We start from the raw sequence: 23,592 nt of genomic DNA on the forward strand, positions 1-23,592 counted from the left end.
TGACCCGCTCGGCCGCCGCCTGGAAGTGGTCCAGCCACCGGCACTATGCCTACGGCGAGCCGAACGATCTCATCACCGACGCGCCGGAGTACCTGGCGCTCGGCGCGACCGGGCCGCAGCGCCGCAAAAACTACCTGCACCTCTTCGCGCAGCGCTTTCTGAAGCCGCTGCTGGTTCGCCGCTCCGACCTGGTCGAGGCGCCGTTCGTCGGCGAGGCCTCCTGGCTCGCCCGGCGGCTCCTCGCCTGCGGGCTCTCGCCGCCAAGCTGACCACTTCCTCGCTCTTCTGAACAGCGCAGCGCGGCAGCTCTCGGCTCCCGCGAGCTGAAGTGCGCCCGAAGATTACGTCTGCCGGCGCGCGCCGTTCCTCCAACGGCACGATCTACTCATCGAAGGAGCTTCCGCCCGTACCCCGTACGTGCGGCCGGCGGTCCGACAGGGCCTCGAGCAGGCTCTCCCCGAGTCTTCGTACTTCCCTCGTCCGGCATCCATCTGTTCGGTTTGAAGTTTCTCGTCCGGCACCCGCGGTCCGCCCGCGGTCGGCACCCGCGGTCCCCGCGGCCCGCGCGCCCCCCGCTACCCCATCACCCCCCGGATCGTCTCCCGCATCGATCGCGTCGGCGCCCACCCCGCGTCTCGCGCAAACCGGGACCCGTCCACCGCGCACAGGTACTGCAGGTGATCCAGCTCCTCCGGCGGGAAGCTCGTCAGCCGCGCCTCGAACGCGCGGCGCAGGAGCGGGCGGGCCAGGAAGTGGGGCACCGGGATCGCCCGCCGCCCGAGCTCGCGCAGCACGGCCGAGAGCGGCACCTCGCCGGGGCCGGTCACGTTGTAGACGCCGCGCAGGCCGGGGCGGAGCGCCAGCGTCATGGCGCGGCAGGCGTCGTCCTCGTGGATGAGCTGCACCATCGGGTCGAAGCCCATCACGGTGACCGGCCGCTCCAGGCGCAGGTAGTTCGACGGCGCGTTGCGCACCGTCGGCCCCACGATGTGGACCGGGCGCAGCAGGACGGTCTCGATCTCGGGGTGCTTCCACATGAACGACTGCGCGTACATGTCGAGCTCGATGAGGTCGCGGACGTCCGAGTACCGGTCCGCCGCCATGAGCGGCATCTCCTCGGTGAGGAAGTTGGAGTTGTCGGGGAGCGGCCCGTAGACGTCGGCGGACGACAGCACCACCACCTTGCGGACGCCGTGCTGGACGCACAGCTCGAGGATCTTCTGCGTGCCGACCACGTTGAAGCTGTGCGCCTCCGAGAACGGCATGCGCGGGTCGTGCATGATGCCGAGGTGGATGAGCGCGTCGACCGGCGCCCGCCGGAAGACCTCCTCCGCCTTGCGCTTGCGCAGGTCGAGCTGGTGGTGCTCGACGTCCTTCGGCCGCTCCGGGAAGGGGCGGCGGTCGAGGCCGACCAGGCGCGCCTCGCCGTGGAGCAGCCGCGCCAGCGCCTTGCCCAGGTTGCCGGCGATGCCGGTGATGACGACGCGGCCCGGCATGCCGGGGAAACGGACGGGAGCGGTCGGGCGGCTCGGCATGGTCACCAGAAGACGTGCTTGCGCGCGGCGAGCCCCTCGGCGAGGAGCCGCTCGATGGCGGACTTCACGGTGCGGACCTTCTCCTCCAGCACGCCGTCCTCGTCGTCCGGCGAGCCGTGGAAGCGGAGCGGCTCGCCGAAGTGGAGGCGGTAGCGCGCCGGGAGCGGCAGGCCGAGCGTGGGCGACAGCGGCAAGGACGGCATCGCGAGCAGCCGCGCCACCGACTTGAGGTTGGCGAGCGCCGGGGCCTGCTCCTCCGCGCCGACGATCCCCACCGGCAGGATGGGCGCGTCCGCCTCCAGGGCGAGCCGCATGAACCCCACCCCGAAGTCCTGCAGCTGGTACCGGCGGCTGTAGGGCTTGTTGAGGCCGCGCACGCCCTCGGGGAAGACGAGCAGCGCCTCGTCGGCGGCCAGCAGCCGCCGGCAGTTCTCGGGCGTGCCCACCACCTGCCCGAGCCGCGCGTAGAAGCTCGAGACGAAGGGCAGGGTGGGGACCCACTTCTCCACCAGCGCCCGCGCCATGCGCGGCGGGTCGAGCTCGACCAGCATGGCCACGCCCAGCATGGCCGCGTCGAAGGGGAGCTGGCCGGAGTGGTTCGCGACGACGAGCACCCGCCCCTCGGTCGGGACGCGCTCGACCCCGTGCACCTCGACCCGGAAGTACTTCCGGTAGAGCCACAGGAAGGGCGCCAGCGCCGAGACGGCGAAGTCGAGGTCGAGCCCGTACGGGTCGACGCCGTACTCGTTGCGAGGCGGGGTGAGCTTCTCCAGCCGCTCCCGCGCCCCCGGGCCGCCCAGCTCGAGCGTGAGGGCGCGCAGCCTTTGCCGGAGCGCCGCGCCGAGGTCGCTCATGCCGCCTCTGTATCACGCGGCGAGCCGCGCCGCCGCTTCCGCCAGCGTGAGCCACTCGCGCTCGCCGAACGAGCGGACGAAGCGCTCAATGCGGCGCAGCTTCTCGGCCGCCGGGACGCGCAGGTCGCGCTGGCGGGCCGCCAGCGCCGGCGAGGCGTCGGAGGCGTCGAGGAGGTCCACCCCGTGCAGCTCGATCGCGAGCAGCGGCCGCCGGGCGGCGCCGGCGCGCAGCAGCCGCACCGCCCACGCCGGCAGCGTCGCGACGAAGGTGCCGGTGAGCGGGAACCCGAGCAGCCCGGTCGCCACCGGCAGCTCGAGCAGCGGGAGCTCGCCTTGCGCGTAGGGCTCGTCGGGGCGGGGCCGGTAAGGCCGGCGCGGCGCCGCCAGCACGCGCGGGCGGTCGAGGATGGCGCGCGAGGGGCGGGCGCCGAGCGCCAGCGTCCCCAGGACGGCCGCCTTGGCGAGGTAGTAGGGCAGGGCGGGGAAGGTCGAGCTGTCGTAGCGGTAGCCCTGCGCGGCGAGCGCGCTCACCAGCGGCCCCGACAGCGTGTAGCCGGGCGCGCGGAACCCCACCGGCCGCGCCCCGGTCACCGCCGCGATCGCCGCCGCGCCGCCCTCCACCTCGGCCGCGATGGCCGCCGCCGGCCGGCGCGACAGGGCGTAGTCGTGCGAGAGGCTGTGGTTCCCGAGCTCGTGGCCGGCCGCCGCGAGCCGCCGCACCGCCGCCGCGGCGGCCGGGTCGGCCAGGTTCAGTCCGACGCAGAAGGCGGTGCCGCGCAGCCCGAGGCGCGCGCACAGCTCGCCGAAGCGCTCCACCGCCTTGCCGTAGACGGGATCGTCGCCCGGGGCGCGCTCGGGCAGGCCGTGGATGCGGTGGTAGTGCTCGAGCGCGTCGAGGTCGATGGAGAGGGACGCGAGCAAGGCGCGTCAGGACCCGGAGGCGCGCGTGGGCGGCGCCCCGGCCTGGGAGGCGGAGCCGGGGCGCTCGCGGCGCGGCGGCGCCGCCACCCGCAGCACCCAGAACAGCCTCGCCACCTGCCGGAGCACGTTCGGCACGCGCTTGAAGAGGGCGATGGAGGGCGGCCGCTTCTCGGCGAGCGTGATGGGGATCTCGACCACCCGCTGCCCCTCCAGCGCCGCCCGCAGCACGAGCTCGCTCGCGAAGACGTCCTTGTCCACCACGCAGCGTGCCGCCGTGGGCGCGATCGCCTCGCGCAGGAACGCCTTCACGCCGTGCGTGTCGGTGCCCTGGAAGCCGAGCGCCACCCGCAGCAAGGTGTTGTGCACCGCGGTGGCGAGGCGCCGGTAGAACGGGCGCTGGTCGTGCGAGCCCGGGGCACGCTTCGAGCCCACCACCATCTCGGCCCCGCCGGCGTCCAGCACCGCCAGCGCGCGGTCGTAGAAGCGCACGTCGCACAGGTCGATCTCGTCCGCCACGACGTAGTGCCCGCGCGCCTCGAGGATGCCGCGCCGCAGGGCGAGCCCGTAGTTCGGCTCGTCGGAGTGGATGAAGCGCAGCCGCGGGTGCTCGGCGGCGAGCGCGCCGAGGAGCTCGACCGTGCGGTCCTTCGAGCCGTTCTCGGTGACCAGCACCTCGTAGTCCCAGCCGCGCTCGTCGAGCCGCGCCATGAGCTCGAGGCACGCCTCGCGCACGATGCCCTCCTCGTCGTAGACGGGGATGACCACCGAGAGCCGGGGAGGAGAGGCCATTCAGCCCGCCTTTCTCGCGCATTCACGCCCCGCGAGCAAGGCGTCCTCCATGGACGAGTACTCCCACCGACCGTAACGGCCGGCGACCAGGATCCCGCGCTCCTCCAGCCAGGCGACGATCTCCTGCTTCGCGGGGCCGTAGCGCTCGTCGTAGATGACGTAGGCGTGCGGGATGGCGCGCGCCTCGGCGAAGAGCACGTCCTCCGGGCCGTTCACGAACCCGAGCTCCGAGAGCGTCTCGACCGCCTGGCGCTCGGCGGTGGGCCCGTCGAGCGGCCGCCCGGCGCTGAACTCCACGTAGAAGCTGCGGTGGCCCTGGGGCGCGAGGGACGGCACCGCCGCCGAGGCGGAGCCCACGCGGTAGGGCGCGTACCGCTCCTCCGGGAGGTAGACCCACTGGAAGGGCGGCGCCCCGACGTCGCGGGCGCCGACGTTGACGTACGTGACGGTGGTGGCGCGCAGCGCGGCGGCCGCCTCCAGCACGCGCGGGGGTGCGCCGTGGCAGAGCCGGGCCAGCTCGGGGAGGGCGATGGTGGCGACGAGCGTCCGCCACCGCAGCTCCTCGCCGGTGGAGAGCCGAGCCGTGCGCGCCGAGGGGTCGATCGCGACCGGCTCGACCCCGCACTCCGCCGGCCGCGGCAGCTTCGCGGCGAGCCCGCGCACGAACGCCTCGATGCCGCCCTGCCGGGGGTAGATGAAGCTCGCGTTGTAGCCGGCGCGGTCGCCCTCGAGCCCCAGCGCGCCGCGCACCACCTGCTCGACGGTCGGGCGCGGCACGAAGCGTCCCATCCACGCGGTGCTCATCTCGCGCGGGTGGACCGTCCACAGCTTCGCGTTGTACGGGAACATGAAGTTCCGGGCGAAGCCCTCGCCGAGGTGGCGCAGGATGAACTCGGCGAAGTTCGCGGGCTCGCGCTCGCGCAGCGCCCGCCCCCCTTCGCCGAACTGCGCCTCGATGAAGCCGAGCACGTTCTCCGCCACCACCTCGGGCGGCAGGCCGTGCGTGTTCACCTGGTACGGGTAGCGGGTGAAGCGCTGGTGGGACCAGATCCCCGCCTTGCGCTCGACCTCGAGCCAGCCCTCCGGCAGCGCCTCCTCCGCCAGCCGCCGCATGTCGGGGTCGCGGAGGTGCAGCCAGTGCCCGGTGGCGTCGAAGAGGAAGCCGCCGCGCGCGTCGGTCCGGCACAGGCCGCCGACGCGCTCCGCCCGCTCGACCAGGCGGTAGCTGCCGCGGGCGTGGAGCGCCGCGGAGAGACCGGCCAGGCCGGCGCCGAGGATGAGGACGTCCGTTTCGGGCATGGTCCTGGTGCGGTTCGTGGGGCTGGGGAGGCCCGAAGCTAGCATGGGCGCGGCCTCGGACGAAACCTTGCTGGGGCGCGATGACGGATGGTACGCTCCTGGAAAACCTGGGGATTTTCCACGTGCGCGTCGCCTGCCCCGCCTGCCACTCCGAGTACAACATCGACGAGCGCCGGGTCCCTCCGGGGGGGCTCAACGTGCGCTGCCCCAAGTGCCAGGGCGCCTTCCCCGTCCGGCCACCCCAGGGCGGTACCGCGGCCGTGGCGCTCCCGGGAGCGGTCGCTCCCCGCACCGTGCCGCTCCCCGCGCCGGGGCCGAGCGCCGCCGCCCAGGCGAGCTCTCCCTTCGAAGCGCCGTTCTCGGCCGCTCCGCCGGAGGCCCCGGCGGCGCCGCGGATGACGGCGCTGTTCGACTCCCCGTTCGCGGCGCCGTCGCCGCAGCCCGAGCCGGCGCCCGCGGCCGCCGCGGGCCGGCCCGCGCTCGCGTTCGGCGAGGTGGATCTCGGCGGGGGCGGCTCCGGGCTGGGCAAGGCGGACGAGCCGTTCCCGTTCGACGACGCCGCGCCGGACGCCGTGCCGGACGGCGGCACGCCGGCCGCGTTCGCCCTTCCGCACGACCCCTTCTCGGCCCCGCCGGACGAGCCCTTCGCGGCGGCGGCCGCCGCCGTCCCCGAGGTGGCCGAGGCCGAGCCGGAGTCCCCGGCGGTCGGGGCGTTCGCGCCGCCCCCGCCGGCCGAGCCGCCCGCCGGCGGGGACGACCTCGAGATGCTGTTCGACGAGGGCGCCGCCGCCCGCGCCGCCTCCGCCCCCGCGGCCGCGCCTCCGCAGGTGGCGCCCCCGCCCCCACCCCCTCCGCAGCCCTCCGGCGGCTACCTCGTGCGCCGCCGCTCGGGGAAGGTGTTCGGGCCATTCGACGAGCCCGCCATCGTGGAGATGCTCGGCAAGGGCGAGCTGCTCGGGAACGAGGACGTCTCGCCGGACGGCGGACAGACGTTCACCGCGCTCGGGTCGGTGCCTCCCCTGGCGGAGGCGATGCGCCGGTTCATGGGTGGCCCGGCTCCGGCGGCGCCCGCCCCGGCCCGCGCCGCGCCGCGCCTGGCGAAGGCCGCGGGCGCGCGCGGCTCCGAGCTGGCCGGCAAGCTGCGCGCCTTCGCCGCCGCCCAGCGCCCGCTCCCCTGGATCGCCGGCGCCGCGGCCGTGGCGCTCCTCGGGCTGGGCGCGGCCACCGCGCTCACGCCGCACGGCGCCTTCTTCTACCGCGACCTGCTCGGCCGGCGTGGCGCGAACGGCCCCGTCCCGAAGCTCCTCGCCGACGCGCGCGCGAAGCTCGCCGAGGACCGGCTCACGTCCGGCGCCGCCGCCCTCGACCTCGCGCAGCGGGCGCTGGCCACCGAGCCGTCCGACCCCGCGGCCCAGGCCGGCCTGGTCTACGTCGCCACGGTGCTGGCGCGCCGCGACGGAGCCCCGCCCCAGGCGCTCGAGCGGGCGCGGGCGCTGCTCCCCGGGCTCGCCGCGCGCGCGGCCGAGGATCCGCTCGCCGCGGAGGCGGTCGTGTCGGCGGCGCTCCTCGCCGGAGGCCGGCCGCCCGAGGCGGCCTTGCTGCGGCTGCAGCAGCACCTCGCCAAGGAACCGGCCGACCCGGAGGCGCTGGCGGTGCTGGGCGACGCGGCCCTGGCGCGGCGCGATTTCGCGCAGGCGGCGGCGCTCTACGGCCGGCTCGACGCGGCGCGCCCCGGGACGGCGCGCGCGAGCCACGCCCTCGGGGTGGTCGCCGCCGCGCGCGGGGACGCCGCCGCGGCCCGCCCGCGGTTCGAGGCGGCCCTCGCGCGCGACGCCCGCCACCTCGCCTCCTCCGTCGAGCTGGCGCGGCTGGCGCTGGCGCAGGGCGACTACCCCGCCGTGCGCGAGGCGACGGCGCGCGTGCTCGCGCCGGAGGCCCAGGCCGAGGCGGGGCCGCTCCTGCGGGCGCGGGCGCACCTCCTGGCCGGCGAGGCGATGCAGCGCGCGCTGGGCGAGGACGTCGAGCGCGGGCTCGCTGCCTCCGAGCAGGAGCTCGAGGCGGCCACCCGTGAGGCGCCGGGCGACGTGGAGGCGCGGCTCGCCCTGGCGGCGTTCGAGGGCGACCACGGCACGCCGGAGAAGGCCCTCGCGGCGCTGGGGCCGCCCGGGAGCAAGGACCCCCGCCTCGCCGCGGCCCAGGCGAGGGCGCTGGCGGCGCAGGGGCGCGTGCTCGACGCCGTGACCGCGCTCGACCTCGCGCTCGCCGACGCGGCCGGGGACGCGCGGCTGCTCTTCGCGAAGGGCCTCGTGCTCTGGCAGAGCGGCAAGCGCCCCGAGGGCGAGAAGCTGTGGGCCGAGGCCACCGCGCGCGATCCGTCGGCGTGGGAGCCGCACCTCGCGCTGGGCCGGGCGCTCCTCGCCGGCGGCGAGCTCGACCGCGCCGAGAAGGAGCTGGCGCTGGCCCTCGAGAAGGAGCCGCGGCTGGCGGCGTCGCACGCCGCGCGGGCCGACCTGCTCCTCGCGCGCGGGGACCTGCCCGCCGCCGAGGCGGAGTACCGGCAGGCCCTCGCGCTCGACGCCAGCGGGGCCGCGGCGCTCCTCGGGCTGGCCCAGGTGGCGGATCGCCGCGGTGAGGCGGCGGCGGCCCGCGCCGGCCTGGAGCGCGCGCTGCGCATCGAGCCGCGGCTGGCGGCGGCGCAGGCGGCCTACGGCGACCTGCTGTGGCGCGCCGGCGACCGGGCCGGGGCGCGCAAGGCGCTCGCCCAGGCGGCGACGCTCGACTCCCGCGACGCCCGCGCGCGCGGGCGCCTCGGCGCGGTGGAGCTCGAGCTGGGCGAGGTGGACGCGGCCCTGTCCGATCTGCTCGCCGCGAGCAACCTCGACGTCGGCTCGGCCGAGATCCGCGGCTGGTACGGCCGGGCGCTGGTGGCGAAGCGCGAGCTGCCGGCGGCGGTCGAGCAGCTGCGCAAGGCGATCGAGCTCGAGCCCGGCCGCGCCGAGCACCAGCTCCAGCTCGGCCAGGCGCTCGAGAAGCAGGGCAACCCGTCGGAGGCGGTGGACGCGTACCGCGCCGCCCAGGCCCTGGCGCCGGACCGCCTCGAGCCGTACGAGCTCCTGGCCGGGGTCTACGCGGCGCAGAACCGCTGCGCGGAGGCGCTGCCGCTGCTCGAGAAGGGGCTCAAGCTCGCGCCCAAGGAGCAGCGGCTCCGCGTCGCGGCGGGCGACTGCAAGGCGCGGCTCGGCCACCACGCCGAGGCGGTGGCCCTCTTCCAGCGCGCCCTCCAGGAGGACCCGTCGCAGGTCGGGCTGTACTACCGGATCGGCGAGGCCGAGCGCGCGGCGGGCCGCTCGCGCGAGGCGCTCCCGTGGTTCGAGCGGGCCGCCCGGGCCGAACCGAAGAACGCGATGCCGAACTACTACCTGGGCTTCGCCTACAAGGAGCGGGGGCAGCGCGCCCGCGCGGTCGAGGCGTTCCGCGCCTACCTGGCGGCGCGCCCCGACGCCGACGACCGGGCCGACATCGAGCGCGAGATCGAGGACCTGGGCGGCAAGCCGTAGCGGCCCACCACCGCCTCCGGCGCGCGCTGCGCCCGTTTCGCGGTTGACGCGCCGAGTCGTCCGAGCTAAGCCGCGCGACGGCTCCGGCGTCGCCGCGAGCGCCTCACTCGCAGGTCGGGAGGAACGATGACCCCCTACGCCCTCATGGCGTCGCTGCTCCTCGCGCAGGCGCCCGCGCCCGCCCCGGCGCCCACCCCGGCGCCCACCCCGGCGCCCACCGCGCCCGGCTCGGCGGCCCCAGCGGCCCCGGCGGCGGCGCCCGCGCCGGCGTCGGAGGGGCTGCAGGCGCTCCCCACGCTCACGCTGGAAGAGGCGCTGCGCGAGGCGCAGGCGAAGAACCTCGACCTGCGGGTGGCGCGCGAGCGGCTGGAGCAGTCGCGCGAGCTGCACGCGAAGGCGTGGTCGGCCTACCTGCCGCAGGTGGTCGCGACCGGCGCCTTCACGCACTACGACGTCCCCGACGTCACCTTCGCCACGCCGACCGGGTACGACATCCGCACGGTGGGGACGCCCGCGGTGGACCCGAACCCCGGGCTGCCGGGCACCCCGTCGCCCTACGCGCTCGTGCCCACCGGGATGGAGAACATCCTCATCCAGAAGCAGAACCAGCTCGCGGCGCAGGTGCAGGCGACCCAGGCGCTCTTCGCCCCGCAGGCCTGGTTCGGCATCGCCGCCGCGAACGCCGGCGAGCGGCTCTCGGCCCACAACGTGGAGGGCGCCCGGCGGGACATCCTCTTCGGCGCCGCCCAGGCCTACTACGGCGCGGCGAGCCTGAAGCAGGTGGTCATCATCGACCAGCGCCAGCTCGCCATCGCGCTCGACCACGAGCGCGACGCGCGGGTGCGCTACGACGCCGGCACGACGCCCAAGGTCTCCCTGCTGCGGGCGCAGATCGACCGGTCGCGCGCCGAGCAGGACCTGAAGCGCGCGCAGAACGGCTATCAGGGCGCGCGCGTCTCGCTCGCGACGCTGCTCGGGCGCGAGCGGGCCGACTTCGAGGTGGACGTGCCCCCCGCGCCGCAGCTCCCGCCCAACCCGGCCTCGCTGGAGGAGGACGCGCTCCGGCTCCGGCCCGACGTGCTCGCCACGCGCGAGCAGGTGAACGTGGCCGAGAACAACCGCAGCGGCACCCTCACCCGCTACCTGCCGTCGGTGGGCGCCTTCGCCCGCTGGCAGTACGCCAACGTGACCGGCTTCACCGGCAAGACCACCTCCTGGGCCGTCGGGCTCCAGGCGAGCTGGACCATCCTCGACGGCTTCCTGCGCGAGTCGGACCTGCGCGAGAACGCGTCCAAGGTGCGCGAGGCGGAGGCGGCGCGGGAGAGCACGGCCCTCAAGGCGCGCGACGAGGTGGAGCGGGCGCGGCTCGACCTCGACAGCGCCGTCGCGAACCGCCAGAAGGCCAAGGAGCAGCTGGAGCTGTCGCGGGAGAACCAGAAGCTGGTGGACGTGAACTACAAGGCGGGCGCCGCCACCTACCTCGAGGTCTCCGACGCGAACCTGGCGCTCCTCACCGCCGAGCTGAGCCAGGTGAACGAGTCGCTCAACGCCGACCTGGCCGCGCTGCGGCTGCTCAAGGCGGCCGGCCAGTTCGACCCGAAGTAGGGGAGTCGGGGGTCCCCGAAAAGCACGAAGCCGGTCGCCCTCGCGGGCGGCCGGCTTCGCGTTTCTCCAGCCCGTGAAGTCGCGGCTACATGCCCGCGTCGGCGCCGCCGGTCGTGCTCGACCCCTCGGCCCCCTTCTTGTGGTGCTTCTTCTTCGAGGTCTTCTTCTTCGTCTTCTTGGTGGTGGTGGTGCTGGTCGAGGTGTCCGCGCCGGCCGAGCTGCCGGTCGCCGAGCCGCCGGTCGTGCCGCTCGGGGCCGGCTGGTCGCTGGGGGCCGCGCCCGCGCCGCCGCTCTGGGCCAGGGCCGGAGCCGACGCGAAGAGGAAGAGGGCTGCCACCATCATGCTGAGCTTGCGCATGTCGATTTCTCCTTGGGCGGGGGAAGAGCCCCGCACGGCCCGGAACATGAGCATCGCCCGTGCCACCGCGCAGCGGCCGGCGCCCGCCCCGGATCCAGGGGGACGCTCACGGGCCGCGCGAGGCAGAAGCCCCCGGATCGGTGAAGAGGTTCGGGGCGGCTTCACGATCGGTGCGGGGCGCCGCGCCCCGCCGAGCCCGGCGGCCGGGCCCTCGCCCCCGATCGGCTCAGCGCCCGCGCGCCGCGGCCCGCGCGACCGCCTGGGCGGCCATGGCGGCGAGCGCCAGCACGAGCTCCCGCTCGGAGTCGTCGAGCCGGCGCGCCTGCCCGAACCCGAGCCCCAGCGCCCCGACGGCGCGGCCGTCGGCGAGGAGCGGGACGGCGGCCCAGGCCTGCTCGCCGCGGGCGCGCGGCAGCTCCACCACGCTCGGGTAGACCTGCGAGAGCGCCTCGAAGGACTCGATCCAGAGCGGCGCGCGCGTGCGGTACGCCTCTGCCACCAGCGAGTGCGCGTCGACGCGGAAGGTGCGCCACTGCTCGAGCAGCTCCTTCGGCCAGCCGTAGGCGTACGCGATGGAGAGCTCCTCCTCGCCATCGCCGACCGCCAGCGCGAGCGTGCCGGTCTTGGCGCCGAGCGCGGCGAGGCCGTTGTCGAAGACGAGGCGCCCCACCGCCTCGGGGAGGAGCGGCGCCGAGAGCGAGATGACGAGCGCCTGGAGCCGCTTGAGGCCGACCAGGGCGCGCTCGGCCTCGATCCGCGCGTGCCGCTCCACGTCCGCGCTCTCGGCGGCGCGGTCGCGCGCGAAGCGCTCGGCGGCGATGGACCGGGCGTTGTCGAGCGCCAGCGCCGCCGGCACGGTGAGCTTCTGGGCGGCGACCAGGTCGTCCTCGGCGAAGCGCGCCGGCTGCGCCGCGCGCATGAGCGTGACGCCGCCGATGATGCGGTCGCGGGCCTGGAGCGGGAGCACCAGCATCGAGTGCGGCGCGAGCGCCTGCAGCGCGGCCAGGTGGCGCTCGTCGTGGGCGGCCCAGCGCAGCACCTCCTCGCTCACGTCGCGGACGAGGCGCGGGGCGCCGTCGCGGATGGACTGGGCGGTCAGGGTGGCCCAGCCCGGGCCCGGCGCCACCGAGCGGAACTTCGCCGCCAGGTCGGCCTTGGCCGGGTCGGCGTGGGCGACCTTCACCCGACGTGGGATGCCTGCCTCGTCGACGAGGTGGATGAAGCCCCAGTCGGCGAAGCGCGGCACGAAGGCGGCCGCCACCGTGCGCAGCGTGGCGCGGTAGTCGAGCGCGTCGGTGAGGAGCTGGATCTCGAACGGCTCCACCTCGCGGCGGCCGTCGGCCAGGGCGCGGGCGGCGCGCTCGGCCTGCGACAGCGGGACGGAGGGCACGTCGGCCGGGACGTCGTCGTCCAGGGTCGGCAGCGCGCTGGACTCCGGCGGCGTGCCGGGAGGAGGAGGCGTCGGCGCAGGCATGGCAGCTCCGAGGAGAGGACGTCGAGGCAGGTATCGCTCCCCGTCGGGCTCGCCGTCAAGCTGTCCTGCCGCGCCGCGTCACGGCCCCACGGCGGGCGCGGCGACGACGGTGTTTCGCCCGTTCTGCTTGGCGCGGTGGAGGGCGCGCTCGACCGCCGCCAGCAGCTGCTGCTCGGTGCGGCCGGGCTCGAACTTGGTCAACCCGAAGGAGACGGTGACCCCGACGCTCACCGTCACGGCGACGTCCTTCTCCTTCCCCTCGAGCCGGAGCCGGGCCCGCTCGACGGCGCGCCGGATGCGCTCGGCCAGCGTCTTCGCGCCGCTCAGCGGCGTCTCGCGCGAGAGGACGACGAACTCCTCGCCGCCGAAGCGCGCCAGCACGTCCTCCTTGCGGACGGCGCCCTGCAGCACGTTCGCCACCGCCTTCAGCACCTCGTCGCCGGCGGCGTGGCCGTGCGCGTCGTTGACGCGCTTGAAGTGGTCGATGTCCACGAGCAGCAGCGCGAGCGGGCGGGCGTGGCGCTGCGCCGACGAGAGCTCGGCGCTGAGCCGCTCCATGAAGTGGCGCCGGTTGTAGAGCCCGGTGAGCGGCTCGTGCAGCGCGCCCTGCGCCAGCTTGTGCTGGTACTCCGCCTCGACGTGGTCGGAGAGGACGAACTTGAGCGTGGTGTGGGCGCCGACCTGGAACCGCCCCCCGTCCTGGAGCACCGCCTCCTTCACCCGCTCGCCGCCGATCCAGGTGCCGTTGGCGCTGCCGAGGTCGGCGAGGCGCGCCTCGCGCTCGCGGGCGGTGAGGCTGGCGTGGCGGCGCGAGACGCCGTCGTCGAAGAGCTGGACGTCGGCGTCGGCGCTCCGGCCGAGGACGAGCTCCCGGCCGGCGGGGATCGCGAACACCTCGCCGAACTGCGGGCCGGAGAGGACGAGCAGGTACGGGCGCTGCTCGGCCGGCGCCTCGGGACGGACCGGCGTCGTGAAGGTCTGCTCGACCAGCGCGGGGCGCTTCTCGGGCATGGCCCCATCCTACCGCAGCGCCGCGCCCCCTGGGGGGCGCGCGGGCGCCGGCGCTCAACCGGCCGCGGCGGCCGGGAAGTCGCGCCCGTCGATGAACGTGTGGAGCTGGCCGATGAGCCACTCCTTCTCGTCCAGCATGAGGCGGATCACGTCGCGCATCGAGATGATGCCCACCACCTCGCCGCGCTCGGCCACGAGCAGGTGCCGGGTGGTGTGGTCGCGCATGAGCGCGGTGCAGTCGAGCTCGGTGGTCGAGGGCGTGACGAGCGGCACGTCGGTCCGCATGGCTTGCCGGATGGGCAGCTCGGGGCGGAGGCCCTCGGCGAGCACGCGCGCCACCAGGTCGCGCTCGGTCACCACCCCCACCACGCGCCCGCCGTCCCGCACCGCGATGGCCCCGATGCCGCGCTCCGACATGAGGCGCGCCGCCTCCGCGCACGAGGCGCCGCCTTCCAGCGCGACCAGGTCGCGCACGACGTGGTTCTCGATCGTCGCCATGAGGCCTCCGGGGTGGTCAGGCGAAGGTAGTGCGGCGAGCTGCCGCGCTTCCACTCTCAGCGAGAGCTCTGGTGGGGTCCTCCCCGGGCGGGCGCCCGAGCGGGGGAATAAGAGAGAGCCGATGAGGAAGTCCGCCCGAGTCCTGGCGATCCTGGCCGCCGCGGCCTGCAGCGACCCGAACGACCCCAAGGCGCTCCGCAACCTCGGGGAGGAGTGCGTGGGGTGTCACACCCCCGGGAAGAAGGCGGGCCGCTGGCCCTTCACCGCGGGCGGGACGGTCTACCGGACCGCCGGCGACGACCCCGCGCCCGGCCTCGAAGGCGTCCAGGTGACGATCGAGGACGCGCGCGGGAAGGTGGTGAGGCTCTCCACCAACCGGGCCGGGAACTTCTGGACCTCCGAGCCGCTGGCGTTCCCGGTGGCGGTGGAGCTGCAGCGGGAGGGCGCCGAGCGGAAGGCGAGCGTGCGCCGGGGACCGTGCGCCTCGGGGGAGTGCGACGCGTGTCACGCGCGGCCCGGGAAGCACGGCGCGCCCGGGCGGCTGTACGCGCCGAGGTAGCGGGGAGGGCCCGCGGGTCGCTCACCGGCTCCGCCGCACCGCCACCACCGCGTTCGGGATCTCCCACGGGATGGCCCGGTCCTCGGCGCCGGCGGCCTCGATCGCGCCGAGCCGCTCCACCTCGCGGCCGCCGCCGCGCACGAAGAGCTGCGCCTCCTTGCCGCCCTCCAGGTACATGGCGCGGCGGAGGTCGATGGGGAGCGCCAGCAGCGCGTCCACGAGGTCGTGCACGGGCCACGGCGAGCGCGCGTGGATGAACAGGACCCGGCCCTGCCCGTCCACCCCGAGCGCGGCGGAGCTCCACCGCCGCGGCTCGGGCGCCCACACGTTCTGGCGGTCGCAGGAGACGAGCCGGATGGACTGGATGAGCGTGCCGTACGGCGGCGGGAACAGGTCGAGCTCCCCGCAGGCGCCGTCGAGCAGGCGCACGGCCGGCAGGCCGGGCCTGACGGGGTCGAACGCGAGCAGCGCCTTGTAGCTGCGGGCGCGCCGCGGGTTGTTCTCGTGCAGGCGCGTCCGCATGAGCCCGACGCTGGTGAGCCCGTCCTGCTGGAACATGCCGGCGTTGATGGCCGCCGAGGCGCCGGCGCCGAGCGCCCACTGCTTCACCGTGTGCGGGCGGGCGTCGCTGGCGGAGGCGTTCACGAGCTTCAGCTCGAAGCGCGCCGGGTCGACGCGCGCGATCCAGATCTTGGCGTCCCCGGGCGCGCCCGCGGGGCCGGGGAAGGTGCCGAGCTCGAGGCCGGGCTCCATGGCGCTGAAGCCGGCGGTCTCCTGGCTCGCCGCCGGCGGCCCGGAGGCGCCGAAGCCGCCCGGCGTGGAGACGAGCAGCGCCAGCAGCGCGGGCGTGAGGCGACCAGCGAGGGGCACGCCGGCAGTATAGCCCGACCGGGCCGGCCTCCGCCCCCGGGCGCGCCGGCGGGGAGCTGGCCGGCCGTCCCGCGCTCCGCCCCGCGGGCGCGTCCGACCCCGCCGTAGGATGGGGCGATGCCGCGCCGGCTCGCCCTCGCCCTCGCCCTCCTCGTCGCCGCCGCCCCGGCGTCGGCGCGCTACCGCCACCGGCGCCGCGCCCCGCCGGCCTCGGTGCTCCTCGACGGCGCTCCGGCCCACGTGCGCTGGACCGACGGCGACACCTTCCGCTTCCTTGACGGTCCGTACGCGGGGCGGGCGGCGCGGCTCGACGGCTACAACGCCCTCGAGACCTTCGGCCCGGTCCACCGCTGGGGCGGCTGGTCCGGCGAGGAGCTGCTCGCCCTCGCGAAGGCGGCGGGGCCGGCCGCCGCGGCGCGCACCTGGCGCTGCGCCACCGGCGGCGCGGAGGATCGCTACCACCGCCTGCTCGTCGCGTGCCCCGACGCGGCCGCCGAGCTGGTGGGGTCCGGGCTCGCCATGGTCTACGCGGTCGATCGCCCCGCCGAGCCGCGCCTGCTCGCGCTGCAGCGCGAGGCGCAGCGCCGCGGGCTCGGCATGTGGGCGAAGGGCGTCCCGCCGGCGATCCCGACCAGCTTGCACTCGATCGAGGAGAACGGCGGCGGCCCCACCTACGACCGCGTCGTGGACACCCGCAGCGGGGCGGCGCGGCCGCAGGCGCACCGCCGCGCCTACCGGACCTGCGAGGAGGTGTGCACCGGCGCCGGCGCCGGCCGCGCCTGCATGGTCTACGTGCCGTTCGAGCGCCGCTACCGCCACCGGCCGGCCTGCCTCGCGCCGCGGGGGCGCTAGAAGAAGCTGTCGCCGCCGCGCCGGCCGCGTATCATCGCGCGATGCGGACCCTCGCGCTCCTCGCCCTCCTCGCCGCCGCGCCCGCCTTCGCCGCCGACCGGTACGACCCCGCGCCGCCGCGCGACGCCGGCGCGCGCCAGGACCCGTTCCGCGACACCGCCCGCATGCCGTGGCTGGGCCTGCGGCTGGGCGGCGTCGTCGGCCTCGGCTCGTCCAGCGGCGGGCAGCCGGGCGGCGGCGGCGGCGGCGCGTACGTGCTGTTCGACGCCCGCGACTTCCTCGCCGACCTGAACGGCGACATCTTCGTGGGCGACCACGTGCGCTTCTTCGCGCTGGGCCTGGGCGCGTACTACCCGTTCTCCCCCGGCAACGTGACGCCGTACCTCGGCGGCGGCTTCAAGGTGGGCTGGACCAAGTTCGGCGGCGACGGCGCGTTCGGCATGCTGCCGTACGGCGCGCTGGGCGTGCTCATGGGGCGGGAGGGCTTCGTCCAGCTCCGCGCCGAGCTCACCTACTTCCTCGCCACCAGCCGCGAGACGCGCCCCGGCGACCCCGGGCCCGGCACGCACGCCAACGGGCCGATGATGACGCTCGGGCTCGGGTTCTAGTGCTAGGCGCCTGGGCGGCCGCTCGGTAGACTCGCGGGATGCGACGACACGCTGCGCTCCTCTTGCTCGCCGTCACGGCAGCGGCCTGCTCGGGACAGGACGCCTCCTCTCCCAGCGGACGTGTCGGCGTGGTGGTCGGCACGTCGCCGCAGCGTGGCCCCTCGGACGCGTGGGTCACCATCGTGGAGTTCGGCGACTTCCAGTGTCCGTACTGCGGCGCTGAGGCGCCGGTCTTGACGCAGGTGCTGGCGGCGAACCCCGCCGACGTGCGCCTCGTCTACAAGCACTTCACGCTTTCGCAGCACGTCTACGCGCCCGGTGCCGCCATCGCGGCCGAGTGCGCCGCGGATCAGGGCAAGTTCTGGGAGATGTACGACCAGCTGTACGCGCACCAGGACCAGCTCGATCCCGCCCACCTGCCCGCGCTGGCCACGGCCGCGGGCGTCTCCGACATCACGACCTGGCAGGCGTGCCTCGGTACGCCCGCGCCGGCCGCTCGAGTCGCCGCCGACATGGCCGTCGTCGCTCAGCTCAACCTCCCCGGTACGCCCACGCTCGTCATCAATGGCGATGAGTACTTTGGCGCGTTCAGCTACGACCAGCTGGCGCCGATCGTCGCCGCCGCGCTCCGGAAGGCCGAACAGAGCGGCATCCCGCGCGCGGACTACTACGCGAAGGCCGTGCTCGGGCAGTAGCCCGCCCCCCCCACAGAGCCGTGCGCCATCCCCGTACGCGCCCCATGCTGCGCGCTCACGGAGGCGGACGATGGGCACGACGATCTCGTTCCCGCGCACCTCGGGCGGCACGGCCCAGGGTTACCTGGCCGAGGCAAAGGACCCGAAGGCGCCCGGGGTGGTGGTGATCCAGGAGTGGTGGGGGGTGCAGGGGCAGATCAAGGCCACCTGCGACCAGCTTGCGAAGGACGGCTTCACCGCGCTCGCACCCGACCTCTACGGCGGCAAGGTGGTGCCGTACCACGACGCCGCCGCGGCCAGCGCCGCCATGAAGGCGCTCGACTTCAAGGCGGCGACGGCCGAGGCGGTGCGCGGCGCGGCGCAGCGGCTCGCGCAGCGCGGCGGGAAGGTCGGCCTCACCGGCTTCTGCTTGGGCGGCGCGGTCACCGTCATCGGCGCCGCCACCCTCCCCGAGCTCTCCGCGGCGGTCTGCTTCTACGGCCTGCCCCCCGCGGACGTCGCCTCCGGGAAGGACGTGAAGGTCCCGCTCCAGTGCCACTTCGCGGCGCACGACGACTGGGTCACGCCCGCCTTCGCGGACGCCTTCGAGCAGCAGCTCCGGGCGGCGGGCAAGACCTACGAGGTGTACCGCTACCCGGGGCACCACGCCTTCATGAACTCGGACCGCAAGGAGGTCCACGACGCGGCGGCGGCGAAGCTGGCGTGGGAGCGGTGCCTCGCGTTCTTCCGGAAGTACCTGGGGTGACCTCGACGCGAGGGCGCTCCCGCGGCCCTCACCGCACCTCGACCCGCTGCTCCCGCGCGCTCCACTCGTAGAAGCCGAGCGGCGCGCGGCCGCCGTTGTCCCACGCGTCGCCGGCGTGGAAGGCGAGCTCGATCGCCTCCACCGGCGCGCCGGTCGGGACGGCGATGACGCCCACGAAGCGGCCCGGCGCCGCCCGCGTGAGGCGCACGTCGCGCGTCTCCGACCACGGCCGCCCCCCGGCGCGCAGCGTGCCGGTGCGCGCGAGCACGCCGTCCTCGGCCGCGGCCAGCGGGCCCTCGTAGGCGAGGTGCAGCTCGCCCGCGCCGTTGCCCGTGCCCTTCCAGCTCACCGCCAGGTTGACGGGGGCCTGAGCCGGGACCCGCTGCGCCACCGCCGGGTAGCTCGGGGCGGGCGCCCCCTCGCGGGCCGCCGCCACCGGCTGCTGCGCCGCCGCCCCCGCCGCCGACCCCTTCACCGCCTTGCCGCTGCGCTTCGCCATCGCGTCTCCTCCGAGAGTGAGAATCCGGAAGAGCCGATATCACCCGCGATCGAAGAGGGTCAATTTCCCGCCGCCCCGCGACCCGCGCGGGATCTCTTCGAGATTTCGCACCTCGGCGAGAACCGCCCGCGACCCTGGGCGCGAGCGCGCCTCTCATCGGCCGAGCTTCTCGACCCGCAGCCGCGCCCCCTGCTCCTGCAACGTGTGCGAGAGCAGGCTGACGCAGGCGTGGACCGCGGCGAGGTGCGGCGCGGGCGTCTCGGTGAGGCGCGCCAGCTCCAGCACCGCACCCAGGAGCGCGTCCACCTCGAGCGCGCGGCCGCTCTCCACGTCCTGCAGCATCGAGGTCTTGTGCTCGCCGACGCCCTCCGCCCCGGCGATGCGCTTCTCGAGCGAGACGCCGAACCGGGCGCCGAGCTTCTCGCCCACCGCCTGCGCCTCGCGCATCATCCCGGTCGCCAGCGCGCGCGTGGCCGGGAAGCGGATGATCCCGGCCAGCGTGGCGTGGGTCAGCGCCGAGAGCGGGTTGAAGGTGCAGTTGCCCCACAGCTTCACCCAGATCTCCGAGCGCAGGTCGCCCGTCACGCGGGTCTTGAAGCCGGCCGCGCGCAGCGCCTCCGCCACCCGCCCGAGGCGCGGCGTCTCGCGCCCGTCCAGCTCGCCCACCGTGATGCGGTTGCCCTCCACGTGGCGGACGACGCCCGGGGCGGCGATCTCCGCCGCCGGGTAGATGATGGACCCCAGCACCCGCTCCACGTCGAGGTGGGCGGCGATGACGCCGCCCGGGTCGACGCTCTCGAGCCGAGCCCCCTGGAGCGGCCCGGCGTACTTCGCGAAGTACCACCACGGGATCCCGTTCTGGGCGGTGAGGAGGACGGTCTCGGGTCCGCACAGGGCCGGGAGCTCGGCCGCCACCGGCGCCAGCTGGTGCGCCTTCATGGCGAGCACCACCAGGTCCTGCGGCCCCAGCTCCGCCAGGCGGTCGGTGGCCGCGACCCGCGCCACCTCCTCGCGCCCGCCCTCGAGGAGCGTGAGGCCGCGCTCGCGGATGGCCGCGAGGTGCGCCCCGCGCGCCACCACCGACACCTGCTCGCCGGCGCGGGCGAGCTTCACCGCCACCAGGCCCCCGATGGCGCCCGCTCCCACCACGCAGATCTTCACGGCGCGCCCTCCGGTCCGGCCACGGGGTTCGCGAGGGCGCCGATCCCGTCCACGGCCACCTCGACGGTGAGGCCCGGCCGGAGCACGCCGATGCCCACCGAGGTCCCGCAGGCGATGACGTCGCCGGGCAGGAGCGTCAGCTGGCGCGAGAGGTGCGCCACGAGCTGGCGCGGCCCGAAGACGGCGTCGGAGAGCGGGTACTCCTGCCGGACCTTGCCCTTCACCAGCGTCCTCACGGTGAGCCGGTCCGGGTCGAGCCCGGTGGCCACGACCGGGCCGAACGGGCCGAAGGTGTCGAAGCTCTTCGCCCGCGACCACTGCGGGTACTGGGCGTCGCGGCCGATGAGGTCGAGGGCGGTCACGTCGTTCACGCAGGTGTAGCCGAAGATGAAGGTGTCCGCCTCTCCCTCGGGCACGTCGCGCGCGGCGCGGCCGATGACCACCCCGAGCTCGCCCTCGTAGATGACCTTCCCCACCTCCTGGGCCGGCAGGCGGATGGCGGCCCCCGGCGCGAGGTAGCTCGAGGGCGCCTTGAGGAACCAGAGCGGCTCGGCGGGGATGGGCAGGCCCGCCTTGGCGGCGCCCTCCCGGAAGTTGTTCACGAGCCCGATGAGCTTCGACGGGACCGTGGGCGTGAGGAGCCGCACCGCCTCGAGCGGCACCGCCTCGCCGGTCGGCCGCGGCGCCGAGAACAGGTCGCCCTCGTGCAGGTGGACCGCGCCGCCCTCGAGCGTGCCGATCCGCGTCCGGCCCGCGTGCTCGCACCGCAGCCACAGCGCCATGGTCGCTCCGCTACGAGGCGAGCCCGAGCTTCTGGGCGAGCCCGATGCGCTGCAGCTTGCCGGTGGCGCCCTTGGGGATCTCGGGGAGGAGCACGATCCGGCGCGGCACCTTGCAGTCGGTGAGGCGCAGCGCCGCGAAGTCGCGCAGCTCGCGCTCGGTGGCGGTCTGCCCCTCGCGCAGCACCACCGCCGCCGCCACCTCCTCGCCCAGCTTGTCGTGCGGCACGGCGAAGGTGACCACCTGCTGCACCGCCGGGTGGTCCATGAGCACCTCGTCCACCTCGAGCGGCGAGATCTTCTCGCCGCCGCGGTTGATGAGCTCCTTCAGCCGGCCGGTGAGGCGCAGGTAGCCGTCCTCGTCGAGCACGCCCTGGTCGCCGGTGCGGAACCAGCCGGCGGTGAACGCCTTGGCGTTCGCCTCGGGGTTCGCCTCGTAGCCGCGGGTGACGTTCGGCCCGCGGATGACCACCTCGCCCACCGCGCCCGGCGGCAGGAGGCTGCCCGCCTCGTCCATCACCGCCACCTCCGGCCCCGCCGCCAGCCCCACCGCGCCCGGCTTGCGCGGCCGCGGCGGGAGCGGGTTCGAGGCCATCTGGTGCGAGGCCTCGGTCATGCCGTAGGCCTCGATGACCGGGGCGCGGAACACCTGCTCCAGCTCCGCCATGACCTGCGGCGGCAGCGAGGCGGACGAGGAGCGGACGAAGCGCAGCCGGCTCCGCGCCAGGATCTCCTGGTTGCGCCCGGCGCGCGCCAGGATGGCCTGGTGCATGGTGGGGACGGCCGTGTACCAGGTGGGCCTCACCTCGTCGAGCCAGGCGAAGAACTTGAGCGCGTTGAAGCCGGGCGTGCACGAGACCTGGCCGCCCGCCGCGAGCGAGGCGAGCGTCGCCGCCATGAGCCCGTGGATGTGGAAGAGCGGCATGATGTTGAGGCAGACGTCCTCGGGGACGAGGCGGAGCGTCTCGCGGATGTGGCGCGCCGAGGCGAGGACGTTGCGGTGCGAGAGCGGGACCATCTTCGGGCGCGACGTGGTCCCCGAGGTGTGGAGCACGAGCGCGGTGTCCTCCGGCTCGGCCGGGCCGCCCTGCGCCGGCGCGCCGCCCATGGCGTCGAGCGGGCGGAGCGCGAAGGTCCCGGCGCCCCGGGCGCGGTCCGCCTGGAGCTCCACCACCGGCACCCCGAGCTTCCGCGCCACCGCGCGCGCGGGCGTGTCGGCGCCCGCCTCCACCACCAGCGCCTTGGCGCGGAGGTCCGTGAGGTAGAACTCGAACTCCTCGGCGCGGTAGGCGGGGTTGAGCGGGGCGGTGGTGGCGCCGGCGCCGACGCAGACGAAGGCGGCGGCCATCTCCGGCCCGTTGGGGAGGACGATCCCGACGCGGTCCTGGCGCCCGACGCCGAGCGCGTTGAGCGTCTCGACGGTCCGGCGCGCCAGCGCCGCGAGCGCGCCGTAGGTGAGCGAGGGGGTGTGCTCCGGCGCGCCCAGCGCGGGGGCGTCGGGGGCGGCCTGCGCGAGCAGCTCGGCGAGGGTGGCGGGGGAGGACATGCGGGACTCCTGCAGGCGTCAGACGCGGGGGATGCCCATGGCGTCGGGGATGAGCACGGCGGAGAGGGCGCGCGCCCGCGCCGGCCGCAGCACCAGCAGCGCCAGCGCGGCGGCGGCGAAGTTGAGGACGGCGGCCACCGCGAACACGGCGGACCAGCCGCTCCGCAGCGAGAGCCAGCTCGAGAGCGGCACGAGGAGCGCCGCCGTGCCCTTGGCCGTGTAGAGCATGCCGTAGATGGTGGTGCAGTACTTCCGGCCGTAGATGTCGGCGCAGGTGGCGGGGAAGAGGCTGTAGATCTCGCCCCACGCGAAGAAGACGCACCCGGAGAGCACGACGAAGAGCACCGGGCTCTGAGCGTAGCGCAGGAGCAGGAGGATGCCGACGCCTTCCAGCAGGAAGGCCCCGAACATGGTGAGCTCGCGGCCGAGGTGGTCGCTCACCCAGCCGAAGAACGGGCGCGTCACGCCGTTCATGACGCGGTCGATGGAGAGGGCGAAGGTGACCGCGGGCAGGGTGAGCCCGGCGAGCGAGACCGGCACGTCGGCGACCTTGTAGTCCTTGGCGATGGGCGCGAGCTGCGCCACCACCATGAGCCCGCCGGTCGCGACCAGGACGAACATCGCGTACATCACCCAGAACATGCTGGTGCGGACCGCCTCGGCCGGGCGGTAGTCGCGGGCGCCCTGCTGGGACCACTTCCCCGCGGCGGGGGCGGGGACCTCGCCCGGGCGCGGCGCGCGCAGGAAGAGCGCGAAGAGGAGCACCAGCGCGCCCTGCAGCAGCCCGAACTGGAGGAAGGCCTGCTCGTACCCGGCCGACGCGATCATGTTGGCGATGGGCGCGACGGTGAGCGCCGAGCCGGCGCCGAACCCGGCGGCGGTGACGCCCGCGGCGAGCCCGCGGCGGTCGGTGAACCACTTGAGGGAGTTGCCGACCGCGGTGCCGTAGACCGCCCCGGCCCCGACGCCGCCCACCACCGCCGCCGTGTAGAGCGCCGGCAGCGAGCTGGCGCGGGCGTTCAGGACCCACGAGAGCCCCACCAGCACCCCGCCGCCCAGCACGACCGCGCGCGGGCCGAAGCGATCCACCAGGTAGCCCTCGATCGGGACGAGCCAGGTCTCGGTGAGGACGAAGAGCGTGAAGGCGACCTGGATGGCCGTGCGGCCCCAGTGGAACTTGTGGTCGATGGGGCCGACGAAGAGCGTCCAGCCGTACTGGAGGTTCGCGATCTGCACCATGCAGAAGACGCCGAGGACGAGTTGAAGCCACCGCCCGGGCGGTGGGCGTGCAGCGGAGCCGTCGGTCACATCCCCTCCCAGGGTTTGACGAAAATCAAACGTTCACGATCGGTGGGAAGGGGCGGATGGACAAGGAAC

General features: G+C 75.4%; 22 protein-coding genes and 1 pseudogene. 8 read left to right on the forward strand and 15 right to left on the reverse strand.

The annotated features are described in order from the left end of the window. Positions 1 to 269 (forward strand): annotated as a pseudogene (locus HWY08_RS20365) (transposase); the annotation flags it as partial. 306 nt (positions 270 to 575) lie between these two features. Here the strand turns inward: HWY08_RS20365 and HWY08_RS20370 are convergent. From HWY08_RS20370 to HWY08_RS20390, 5 genes are read right to left on the reverse strand one after another with little or no spacing between them, the layout of a single operon-like run. Beyond that, positions 576 to 1,496, reverse strand: a complete 921-nt coding sequence (locus tag HWY08_RS20370) for an SDR family oxidoreductase (RefSeq protein WP_176068700.1) — start codon at positions 1,494 to 1,496, stop codon at positions 576 to 578. Between the two features lie 41 nt (positions 1,497 to 1,537). Next, positions 1,538 to 2,389, reverse strand: a complete 852-nt coding sequence (locus HWY08_RS20375) for a lysophospholipid acyltransferase family protein (RefSeq protein ID WP_176068702.1) — start codon at positions 2,387 to 2,389, stop codon at positions 1,538 to 1,540. A 12-nt stretch (positions 2,390 to 2,401) separates the two neighbouring features. After that, positions 2,402 to 3,310, reverse strand: coding sequence for a polysaccharide deacetylase family protein (locus HWY08_RS20380; protein ID WP_176068704.1), 909 nt, complete (start codon positions 3,308 to 3,310; stop codon positions 2,402 to 2,404). 6 nt (positions 3,311 to 3,316) lie between these two features. Further along, positions 3,317 to 4,099 carry a glycosyltransferase family 2 protein gene (locus HWY08_RS20385; RefSeq protein ID WP_176068706.1) on the reverse strand — a complete coding sequence of 261 codons (783 nt, stop codon included), beginning with the start codon at positions 4,097 to 4,099 and terminating at the stop codon, positions 3,317 to 3,319. Beyond that, positions 4,100 to 5,398, reverse strand: a complete 1,299-nt coding sequence (locus HWY08_RS20390; protein WP_176068708.1) for a protoporphyrinogen/coproporphyrinogen oxidase — start codon at positions 5,396 to 5,398, stop codon at positions 4,100 to 4,102. 122 nt (positions 5,399 to 5,520) lie between these two features. Here HWY08_RS20390 and HWY08_RS20395 point away from each other — a divergent pair, with 122 nt between their 5' ends. After that, positions 5,521 to 8,955 carry a tetratricopeptide repeat protein gene (locus HWY08_RS20395; RefSeq protein WP_176068710.1) on the forward strand — a complete coding sequence of 1,145 codons (3,435 nt, stop codon included), beginning with the start codon at positions 5,521 to 5,523 and terminating at the stop codon, positions 8,953 to 8,955. Between the two features lie 126 nt (positions 8,956 to 9,081). Beyond that, entirely contained in the window at positions 9,082 to 10,560 is a 1,479-nt protein-coding gene (locus tag HWY08_RS20400; protein ID WP_235969729.1) for a TolC family protein, read from the forward strand. 85 nt (positions 10,561 to 10,645) lie between these two features. Here HWY08_RS20400 and HWY08_RS20405 read toward each other — a convergent pair whose 3' ends face one another. The 4 genes from HWY08_RS20405 to HWY08_RS20420 all read right to left on the reverse strand — a co-directional run bounded on the left by HWY08_RS20405 (position 10,646) and on the right by HWY08_RS20420 (position 13,901). Then, positions 10,646 to 10,918, reverse strand: coding sequence for a hypothetical protein (locus HWY08_RS20405; protein WP_176068712.1), 273 nt, complete (start codon positions 10,916 to 10,918; stop codon positions 10,646 to 10,648). Positions 10,919 to 11,144: 226 nt separating this feature from the next. Next, complete coding sequence (locus tag HWY08_RS20410; protein WP_176068714.1) at positions 11,145 to 12,392, reverse strand: GAF domain-containing protein; 1,248 nt, start codon at positions 12,390 to 12,392, stop codon at positions 11,145 to 11,147. A gap of 78 nt (positions 12,393 to 12,470) precedes the next feature. After that, a complete protein-coding gene (locus HWY08_RS20415) occupies positions 12,471 to 13,403 on the reverse strand; it encodes a GGDEF domain-containing protein (RefSeq protein WP_176068716.1) in 933 nt (310 codons plus the stop codon). 54 nt (positions 13,404 to 13,457) lie between these two features. Further along, positions 13,458 to 13,901, reverse strand: coding sequence for a CBS domain-containing protein (locus HWY08_RS20420; RefSeq protein WP_176068718.1), 444 nt, complete (start codon positions 13,899 to 13,901; stop codon positions 13,458 to 13,460). 121 nt (positions 13,902 to 14,022) lie between these two features. Here HWY08_RS20420 and HWY08_RS20425 point away from each other — a divergent pair, with 121 nt between their 5' ends. Continuing rightward, positions 14,023 to 14,460 (forward strand): hypothetical protein, encoded by a 438-nt coding sequence (locus HWY08_RS20425; protein ID WP_176068720.1) that lies wholly within the window; start codon positions 14,023 to 14,025, stop codon positions 14,458 to 14,460. A 21-nt stretch (positions 14,461 to 14,481) separates the two neighbouring features. Here HWY08_RS20425 and HWY08_RS20430 read toward each other — a convergent pair whose 3' ends face one another. After that, the gene (locus HWY08_RS20430; RefSeq protein WP_235969730.1) at positions 14,482 to 15,330 is read right to left on the reverse strand and encodes a phosphodiester glycosidase family protein; all 849 of its coding nucleotides are present in this window, start codon (positions 15,328 to 15,330) and stop codon (positions 14,482 to 14,484) included. Positions 15,331 to 15,447: 117 nt separating this feature from the next. Between HWY08_RS20430 and HWY08_RS20435 the strand changes: the two genes are divergently transcribed. From HWY08_RS20435 to HWY08_RS20450, 4 genes are read left to right on the forward strand one after another with little or no spacing between them, the layout of a single operon-like run. Then, a complete protein-coding gene (locus HWY08_RS20435) occupies positions 15,448 to 16,182 on the forward strand; it encodes a thermonuclease family protein (RefSeq protein ID WP_176068722.1) in 735 nt (244 codons plus the stop codon). A 41-nt stretch (positions 16,183 to 16,223) separates the two neighbouring features. Beyond that, positions 16,224 to 16,790, forward strand: coding sequence for a hypothetical protein (locus HWY08_RS20440; protein WP_176068724.1), 567 nt, complete (start codon positions 16,224 to 16,226; stop codon positions 16,788 to 16,790). 38 nt (positions 16,791 to 16,828) lie between these two features. Further along, a complete protein-coding gene (locus HWY08_RS20445; protein ID WP_176068726.1) occupies positions 16,829 to 17,485 on the forward strand; it encodes a DsbA family protein in 657 nt (218 codons plus the stop codon). Then, a complete protein-coding gene (locus tag HWY08_RS20450) occupies positions 17,370 to 18,230 on the forward strand; it encodes a dienelactone hydrolase family protein (RefSeq protein WP_443092844.1) in 861 nt (286 codons plus the stop codon). Before HWY08_RS20445 ends, HWY08_RS20450 begins: the two co-directional genes overlap by 116 nt. Before the next feature lie 28 nt (positions 18,231 to 18,258). On the opposite strand, the gene HWY08_RS20455 is transcribed toward HWY08_RS20450, so the two are convergent. From HWY08_RS20455 to oxlT, 5 genes are all read right to left on the reverse strand, one after another. Next, on the reverse strand, positions 18,259 to 18,729 hold the full coding sequence (locus HWY08_RS20455; RefSeq protein ID WP_176068730.1) for a hypothetical protein: 471 nt from the start codon (positions 18,727 to 18,729) through the stop codon (positions 18,259 to 18,261). Positions 18,730 to 18,882: 153 nt separating this feature from the next. Further along, a complete protein-coding gene (locus HWY08_RS20460) occupies positions 18,883 to 19,890 on the reverse strand; it encodes a 2-dehydropantoate 2-reductase (RefSeq protein WP_176068732.1) in 1,008 nt (335 codons plus the stop codon). Beyond that, positions 19,887 to 20,672, reverse strand: coding sequence for a fumarylacetoacetate hydrolase family protein (locus HWY08_RS20465; protein ID WP_176068734.1), 786 nt, complete (start codon positions 20,670 to 20,672; stop codon positions 19,887 to 19,889). The genes HWY08_RS20460 and HWY08_RS20465 overlap by 4 nt, the downstream gene beginning before the upstream one ends. Before the next feature lie 10 nt (positions 20,673 to 20,682). Continuing rightward, a complete protein-coding gene (locus HWY08_RS20470; RefSeq protein WP_176068736.1) occupies positions 20,683 to 22,215 on the reverse strand; it encodes an acyl--CoA ligase in 1,533 nt (510 codons plus the stop codon). Positions 22,216 to 22,233: 18 nt separating this feature from the next. Further along, positions 22,234 to 23,523 (reverse strand): oxalate/formate MFS antiporter, encoded by a 1,290-nt coding sequence (gene oxlT / locus HWY08_RS20475; RefSeq protein ID WP_255499725.1) that lies wholly within the window; start codon positions 23,521 to 23,523, stop codon positions 22,234 to 22,236. Positions 23,524 to 23,592 lie beyond the last annotated feature (69 nt).

It is taken from the genome of Anaeromyxobacter diazotrophicus, assembly GCF_013340205.1.
Lineage (GTDB): Bacteria > Myxococcota > Myxococcia > Myxococcales > Anaeromyxobacteraceae > Anaeromyxobacter_A > Anaeromyxobacter_A diazotrophicus.